This is a genomic window from Bacillus cereus, from assembly GCF_002577405.1.
In the GTDB taxonomy this organism is placed as follows: Bacteria; Bacillota; Bacilli; order Bacillales; family Bacillaceae_G; genus Bacillus_A; species Bacillus_A cereus_AU.
Window position 1 is genome coordinate 1 of sequence record NZ_NULR01000045.1, and the last position, 230, is coordinate 230.

Consider the following 230-nt stretch of genomic DNA (forward strand, 5'->3'; position numbering starts at 1 on the left):
GAACTTGGGTATACCTCCGAGATATAAACCTTTAGTGGTGGACCTTGTAGGACTCGAACCTACGACCGGACGGTTATGAGCCGTCTGCTCTAACCAGCTGAGCTAAAGGTCCTTTATGGTAGCGGCGGAGGGGATCGAACCCCCGACCTCACGGGTATGAACCGTACGCTCTAGCCAGCTGAGCTACACCGCCATAAATGATATTAAAATAAGTGGAGCCTAGCGGGATC

General features: G+C 52.2%; 2 tRNA genes. Both read right to left on the reverse strand.

Going from position 1 to position 230, the window contains the following annotated elements:
* Positions 1–35: 35 nt before the first annotated feature.
* A tRNA-Ile gene (locus tag COC96_RS26925) sits at positions 36–112 on the reverse strand.
* 4 nt (positions 113–116) lie between these two features.
* A tRNA-Met gene (locus COC96_RS26930) sits at positions 117–193 on the reverse strand.
* Between the last annotated feature and the right edge of the window lie 37 nt (positions 194–230).